Here is a 304-nt window from a genome sequence, read left to right as displayed (position 1 = left end):
CGGCGGGGAAGTGGCTCCGCCGCCGCCCGAGCTGGTCGAGCCCGACCCGGAGCTGTCGCCTGAAGAGGCCGAGCAGGCCCGCAAGGACTATCTCCTCACCCGCTTCTGGATCAGCGCGCGCGGCTTCTGGGGCGGCAACGGCGACCGGCTTGCGTGGCTCTACTCCGTCGGCCTCGGCCTGCTGATCGTCCTCACCGTCGGCTTCCAATACGGCATCAATGTCTGGAATCGGGCGATCTTCGACGCGATCGAGAAGCGCGAGGCGTCCACCGTCTTCCATCTCACCGCGGTATTCTTCCCGCTC

At 67.4% G+C, this 304-nt stretch carries 1 pseudogene; it reads left to right on the top strand.

What is annotated here, in order from left to right:
* Window positions 1-304 (top strand): annotated as a pseudogene (locus IVB32_RS40245) (ABC transporter ATP-binding protein/permease); the annotation flags it as partial.

This window comes from Bradyrhizobium sp. 23, from assembly GCF_023073295.1.
GTDB classification, from domain to species: domain Bacteria; phylum Pseudomonadota; class Alphaproteobacteria; order Rhizobiales; family Xanthobacteraceae; genus Bradyrhizobium; species Bradyrhizobium canariense_D.
This window is presented reverse-complemented; position numbering and strand designations above follow the sequence as displayed.